The sequence below is a fragment of the Aquabacterium sp. genome, from assembly GCF_021768455.1.
Lineage (GTDB): Bacteria > Pseudomonadota > Gammaproteobacteria > Burkholderiales > Burkholderiaceae_C > Aquabacterium.
Genome location: NZ_JAIZVX010000041.1, coordinates 21,331 through 27,700, shown reverse-complemented (window position 1 = coordinate 27,700; position 6,370 = coordinate 21,331). Strand labels below are relative to the sequence as shown.

General features: G+C 68.3%; 7 protein-coding genes. 4 read left to right on the top strand and 3 right to left on the bottom strand.

Annotated features, from left to right (window positions below; genetic code table 11):
* Position 1: 1 nt before the first annotated feature.
* Positions 2-1,045 carry an alkene reductase gene (locus tag QZ994_RS07665; RefSeq protein ID WP_290870539.1) on the top strand — a complete coding sequence of 348 codons (1,044 nt, stop codon included), beginning with the start codon at positions 2-4 and terminating at the stop codon, positions 1,043-1,045.
* 116 nt (positions 1,046-1,161) lie between these two features.
* A complete protein-coding gene (locus tag QZ994_RS07660) occupies positions 1,162-1,875 on the top strand; it encodes a YceH family protein (RefSeq protein WP_290870537.1) in 714 nt (237 codons plus the stop codon).
* 54 nt (positions 1,876-1,929) lie between these two features.
* On the opposite strand, the gene QZ994_RS07655 is transcribed toward QZ994_RS07660, so the two are convergent.
* On the bottom strand, positions 1,930-2,865 hold the full coding sequence (locus QZ994_RS07655; RefSeq protein WP_290870535.1) for a prenyltransferase: 936 nt from the start codon (positions 2,863-2,865) through the stop codon (positions 1,930-1,932).
* Between the two features lie 28 nt (positions 2,866-2,893).
* Positions 2,894-3,445: a DUF1415 domain-containing protein gene (locus QZ994_RS07650; RefSeq protein ID WP_290870532.1), complete on the bottom strand. Its 552-nt coding sequence runs from the start codon at positions 3,443-3,445 to the stop codon at positions 2,894-2,896.
* A gap of 92 nt (positions 3,446-3,537) precedes the next feature.
* On the opposite strand from QZ994_RS07650, the gene QZ994_RS07645 reads away from it, so the two are divergent.
* A complete protein-coding gene (locus QZ994_RS07645; RefSeq protein WP_290870530.1) occupies positions 3,538-4,101 on the top strand; it encodes an MOSC domain-containing protein in 564 nt (187 codons plus the stop codon).
* Positions 4,102-4,113: 12 nt separating this feature from the next.
* On the opposite strand, the gene QZ994_RS07640 is transcribed toward QZ994_RS07645, so the two are convergent.
* Positions 4,114-5,184, bottom strand: coding sequence for an aromatic ring-hydroxylating dioxygenase subunit alpha (locus tag QZ994_RS07640; RefSeq protein ID WP_290870527.1), 1,071 nt, complete (start codon positions 5,182-5,184; stop codon positions 4,114-4,116).
* Between the two features lie 269 nt (positions 5,185-5,453).
* Here QZ994_RS07640 and QZ994_RS07635 point away from each other — a divergent pair, with 269 nt between their 5' ends.
* A complete protein-coding gene (locus QZ994_RS07635) occupies positions 5,454-6,299 on the top strand; it encodes an urease accessory protein UreD (protein ID WP_290870524.1) in 846 nt (281 codons plus the stop codon).
* Positions 6,300-6,370 lie beyond the last annotated feature (71 nt).

Here is a 6,370-nt window from a genome sequence, read left to right as displayed (position 1 = left end):
CCTGGCCAACCGCCTGGTCATGGCCCCCTTGACGCGCAGCCGCGCCGAAACCGGCAACGTGCCCGGCCCGCTCACGGTCGAGTACTACGCCCAGCGCGCCAGCATGGGCCTGATCATTGCGGAGGCCACACAGGTCTCGGCCACGGCCCAGGGCTACCCCTCGACACCTGGCCTGCACACCGCCGAACAGGTGGCCGGCTGGAAGAAGGTGACCGAAGCCGTCCACGCCCGAGGCGGCAAGATCTTCGTGCAGCTGTGGCACACCGGTCGCATGTCGCACACGGCCTACCAGCCGGGCGAACAGGCCCCGGTCGCGCCGTCGGCCATCGCAGCCAAGGCCAAGACCTATGTGCACGGCCAGGGCATGGTCGACACCTCCCTGCCGCGTGCCCTCGAGACGGCCGAGATCCCCGGCGTCGTCAACGACTTCCGCTCCGCCGCCCGCCATGCGATCGAGGCCGGCTTTGACGGCGTGGAAATCCACGGCGCACACGGCTACCTGCTGGACGCCTTCCTGCGCGACGGCTCGAACCACCGCACCGACCTCTACGGCGGCAGCATCGAAAACCGAGCCCGCTTCCTCCTGGAAGTGATGGCCGCCGTGACCGCCGAGATCGGCGCCAGCAAGGTCGGCATCCGACTGTCGCCCGTCTCGCCCGTGAACGACTCGAACGAAAGCAACCCCCAACCGCTGTTCGAGCACGTGGTCCGCGAACTGGAGAAGCTGCACCCGGTCTACATCCACGTCGTCGAGGGCCACACCGGCGGACCGCGTGACAACGCGCCGTTCGACTACGACGCCCTGCGCAAGCTCTACAGCGGCGTCTGGATGGTCAACAACGGCTACACCAAGGCCATGGCGCAAGAGGCGGTCGCCAGCGGGCAGGGTGACCTGGTCTCGTTTGGCCGTGCCACCATCAGCAACCCCGACCTGGTTCGCCGCCTGAAGGAAGACGCGCCCCTCAACGAGCTGTTCTCCGACACCGGCCTGTACGGCGGCTCCGGCGCGCACGGCTACACCGACTACCCGGCCCTGCCCGCCTGACGGCACGGAACGCGGGCAGGCCCTGCGCCCACAGGCGCCCAGCCAGGCCCATGGGGCACCGTGCTATCTTCAAAAGCCCGGTGCCCCACCGCATTTTTTGAACACGGAGCCTCCCTTTGACCTCTCGCGTGCTCACGCCCATCGAAGCCCGAGTCCTGGCCGTGCTGCTGGAAAAACAGCACACCGTGCCCGACAGCTATCCGCTCTCGCTCAACGCCCTGACCCTCGGCTGCAACCAGAAAACCGCCCGCGACCCGGTGATGTCGCTCAGCGAGGCCGAGGTGCTGGCTGCACTCAATGGCCTGAAGGAACTCAGCCTGATCAACGAGGTCAGCGGCAGCCGCGTGGTGCGCTTCGACCACAACACCGCCCGCGGCCTGGGCGTGCCCAGCCAGTCGGCTGCACTCTTGTGCATGCTGGTGCTGCGTGGGCCGCAAACCGCCGCCGAACTGCGCCTGCACACCGAACGCCTGCACCGCTTCGCCGACATCTCTTCGGTCGAAGGCTTTCTGGACGAGCTGGCCGAGCGCGAACCCCGGCGCGTGGTCAAGCTGCCGCGCGCCCCTGGCGCCCGAGAATCGCGCTGGGCACACCTGTTGTGTGGCGAGGTCGACGTCGCCAGTTTCGCCGCGGGGTCGGCATCGTCCGCAGCGTCTGCATCAGGTGGCGCGCCTGCGCACCTGGAAGCCGAGGTCGCCGAGTTGCGTGCTGAATTCAGAGCCGAGCAAGCCCGCCTTCAGGCCGAACTGCAGGCCCTGCGCGCCGTGGTGGAACGCCTCGCTGGCGAGCTGGGCATCGACACCCCAACCCAGGCCGACCGCGCCAGCTGAGCGGCCACACCGGACCAACCCGGCACATGTGGACCAGGCATGATCGGCCCGGTCTCAGGCCAGCCACAAACCCAGGGCCACCAACGAGGGCGTGATCAGGCTCACCACCACGTTCTGGCCCATCGCGGGAAGCAAGGCGGGGATGTCGTCGGCGTGGCGGCGCACGCTGCGCCACACCTGCCAGGCCAGCGGTGCAGTCAGCAGGCCCAATGCAGCACAAGCTGGCACACGCCTCGAAGCCAGCAGCACCAGCAGGACACCGTAAGCCAGGACGTACTGCGCCCCCAGCATCGGTACACAGCCGCTGCGCCCCCAACGCATGGGCAGGGTGAGGCGACCCACACTGCGGTCGGCCTCCACGTCTGGAAACTGATTGAGCAGCAGGAGGTTGTTCACCAGGCCCAGCGGAATCAGCGTGAGCGCCACCCCTGTGGCGTTCAGACCCTCGCCAGGCGGGCACAGCACCAGCTGGGTGCCCAGGCCCATGAGCGGCCCGAAGCCCACACCTGGTGCCATCAAGCACAAAAAGGGATGGCGGGTGAGCCAGGGCGTGTAGGCCACCACCAGCAACAGGCCGATCAGCCCCAGTGGCACCAAGAAGGACCATACCGCCGGGTGACGGGCCAGCAGCCACAGCCCCAGGCCACAGGCCACAAGCAGGCCCGCCAAGCCCATTCGCCAGGCCAGCGGGGCCAACTCAGGGTGCTCGGGCAAGGCCCCGCTTCCACCGCTGAAGGGCGTGCGCTGCGTGCGGGCGTCCAGCCCGCTGCCAAAGTCATGGTGCTCGTTGAGCGCGTTCACGCTCAGGTGGGCGGCCAGGGCACCGCACAGCACCAGAGCCAGGTCCAGACCGTTCAGGCTCTGGCCCAGGGCAGCCAGGCGCCAATGGCTCCAGGCCACGGCGAGGGCCACGCAGGCGGGTGTCAGCGCCAGAAAAGGCAGACGCGCCGGGCCCCACCAGGGCAGACTTGGGGTGTGTGGCGTCGCCATGGCCTGCCCTGTGTGACCCGCTCCCCGCTCAGTCCTTCTTCACCCAAAGCTGCTTCCACCCTTCGTGGCCCAGCTTGCGCAGGGTTTCGATGTTGGCCTCGTAAATCGTCTCGGCCTCGGGGAAGGCGGCCACGGCCGCGTCGATGCTGCTTTCGCGCAGCAGGTGCAGGGTCGGGAAGGGTGAGCGGTTGCTGAAGTTCTCGATGTCGTCGGGATCGGTGTCTTCAAACTGGTAATCGGGGTGGAAGCTGGCCACCTGCAACACCCCGTCCAGGCGCATGTCTTCCACGGCGGCATCGGCCACACCGAGGAAGTCGTTGTAATCCATGAAGTCGTTCAGCACATGGGGGTGGATCAGCAGCGTGGTCTCCACCTTGTCAGGATCGGCGTCCTGCAGGTAGGCCAGCTCGTCCATCAGTTGCTCCAGCAGCGCTTCCGGTGTGGTGGCCTCGCTCACCACATAGCGGATCTGCTCCTTCACGTGCACGGCCTTGGCAAAGGGGCAAAGGTTGAGCCCGATCACGGCCTGGGTGAGCCACTCGCGGGTGGCGGCGATCTTGGATGCGTGGTCTGCGTTCATGGCGGCATTGTCGCGCCACGGCGGGCCACGCGCACCTGCCGCATGTCAAGATCCGATGCGAGTCTTTCCCCGTCCACCCCATGCCCTCCTCCATGCACCACGCGCCTCTCACCCAACCGGGCCCAGAGAGCGCCACCACCGACCTGCACGCTCTCGCCCACCGCTTTCCGCGTCCGGGTCGCATCGACGCCATCTTCCTGCGCCCGGCCAGGCTCGCGGCGGTGATGAGCGTGGGCGAGACGCTGGCCCTGCCCGGCCTGGGCCTGCAAGGTGACCGCAGCAGCGCCAAACCGGCTTCGCGCGCCGGGGGCAGCAAGCGGCAGGTGTCGCTGATCCAGGCGGAGCACCTGCCCGTGATCGCCGCCCTGGCTGGGCTGCCGCAGGTGGACCCGGCCCTGCTGCGCCGCAACCTCGTGGTCTCGGGCCTGAACCTGCTCGCCGCCAAGGCGCTGTTCAAGCACGAGCCCCTGCACCTGCTGCTGGGCGATGACGTGGTGCTGGAAATCACCGGCCCCTGCGACCCCTGCTCGCGCATGGAAGGCATCCTGGGCGAAGGCGGCTACAACGCCATGCGGGGCCACGGCGGCATGACCGCGCGCGTGCTGCAGGGCGGGCGGCTTCGTGTGGGGGATGCGGTGCACTGCCTGCCGGCCTGATCGGGCTGATCCTCAGTCCGCACCCACAGCCCGAGGCGCAAGCCGGATCACCGTGCCGGGCGTGCCCCGGTGCACCTCCTCCTCACCATGCTGGGCCAAGAGCGCCATGAGCTTCTTGCGGATCAGCATGCCCGGGCGGTCGCTGTCCATCGAATACTCCAGCCCCCGACGCCGCACGTCGACCACCGCATCCGGGTCGGTGGATTCGAGGATGTCCTTGTCCTCGCGCGTGATGACCGCATCGAAGTCCACCAGCATCGCCTCAGGGCAATCGGCCTCGGTGTCATTGCGGAACAGCCACTGGCACAACTGGATCGCACCATCGTCGATGGGGGTGAAGCAGTTGATGATGACGTGGCGCACGCCGCTGGGGTATTCAATGTCCAGCCGGCGCGAAAAAGGCAGGAAATAGGCATTGCGCATGTGGCGCGTGGTGACGGCCTCCTTCACGCCACTGACCCGCTGGTAGGCCGGCGGGTTGGCCGCTTCCACAATGGTCTCGGCGTAAAAGCCCGTGTCTGACTCGACGATCTCGTACTTGCCGGGCTTGGGCCGGTCGGCCACACCAAAGGTGGCGCGGTGCACAAAGCTGAAGTGCGAGTTGTCGAAGGAGTTCTCCAGTGCGCGCAGCGGGCTGGTCTCCCAGCGCTCCCAGAACTGGAAGATGGTGCGCCAGCCGGGCATGCCGAACTCGGGCACCTCGGGGATGTCGGCCACCGGCTCTTCCAGCGCCACCCAGGCATAACCGTACTTCGCCACACAGCGGTAGGCGGTGGTCTTGAAATCCGGCAGGATCTTGCGGCCTTCTTCGTACTGGGGGATTTCGACCACGCGGCCGTCGCGGTCGTAGACCCAGCCGTGGTAGCCACACTGGATGCCACCGCCCTTGCACCAGCCCTTCGAGAGCCTGGCCGTGCGGTGGCAGCAGCGGTCGCGCAGTGCAGCCGGCAGGCCCTCCTCGTCCAGGAAAAGCACGATCGGCTCCCCCAGCAAGGTGAAGGGCTGAGGGCCCTCGGCCAGTTGGCTCAAGGGCATGACGGCGTGCCAGAAACGCCGGAAGATGGGTTGTTGGCTGGTGAGCATGAAGCGCCTCCTCGGTGCAGGGCCTGCGTGAAGCGCAAAAAGCCGCTGCGGTTGAACACGAGGGAGCAATTTCCGGCCCGCCCTGACGCCCCGGTTGGCACCATGGGTGCACCAGAGGCAGGCGCGTGGTTGAACGCTTCTACTCCGCCGCAAAATTGTATGCAATCGCCATGCCGGATGACAAGCCACCTGACTGACACCACTGCCGCCCCACGTACACTCAAGCCTCCTCAGACCACACCGCATCCCGCTGGATGCCCAAGGCCCCGATGAGCTGGCTCGGCCAACTGAACCTGGACTACACCCGCGACGGCGACCGCACCATCGCGCTCGACCGCCACGACGGCCCCCTGCGCGTCCTTCAGCGCCTCTACCCTGAGGGCCCTGGCGTCTGCCACCACGTGCTGGTGCACCCGCCCGGCGGCATCGTGGGCGGCGATGTGCTCCACCTCACCGCCCAGTTGGCCCCCGGCACCCACGCCCTGATCACCACCCCCGGCGCCACGCGCTTTTACCGCAGCGCCGGTGAAGAGGCGGTGCAAAGCGCCGTGGCCCAGGTGGCCGATGGCGCACGCCTGGAATGGCTGCCCCTGGAGACCATCGCCTACCGCGGCTGCATTGCCCGCAACCGCATGCGCTTCGAGCTCGCGCCCACCGCCGAGATGATGGGTTGGGACGTGCTGGCCCTGGGCCTGCCCGCTGCCAGCGAAGCGTTTGAAGGCAGCGCCCACCCGCACAGCCGCTTCACGCAGGAAATCGACCTGCCCGGCACCTGGCTGGAACGCGGCACTGTGCACGCCAGCGACACCCTGTTGCTCGACAGCCCCCTGGGATGGGCCGGTCACCGCGTGATGGGCACGCTCTGGTTTGCCGCAGGCAGCGCCCTGCCCCGCACCCGCCGCGAGGCCCTGCTGGACGCCGCCCGAGGCCTCCAGGCCGCCCACCCACTCGACGCCACCGCGGGCAGCACCAGCCCGCATGAACAGGTGATCGTGCTGCGCGTGCTGGGTCCGCGGGTCGAACCCGTCATGGGCCTGCTCAGCCAGGTCTGGGCCGCCTGGCGCCAGAGCGCCTGGAACCTCGCCCCCTGCCCGCCCCGGGTCTGGCGCACCTGAGCCCCTGCGCCGCCGAATCAACCCCCATTCGGGCGACCCTGCCGCGCACCGCGGGCCCCCTTTGCGCCCAG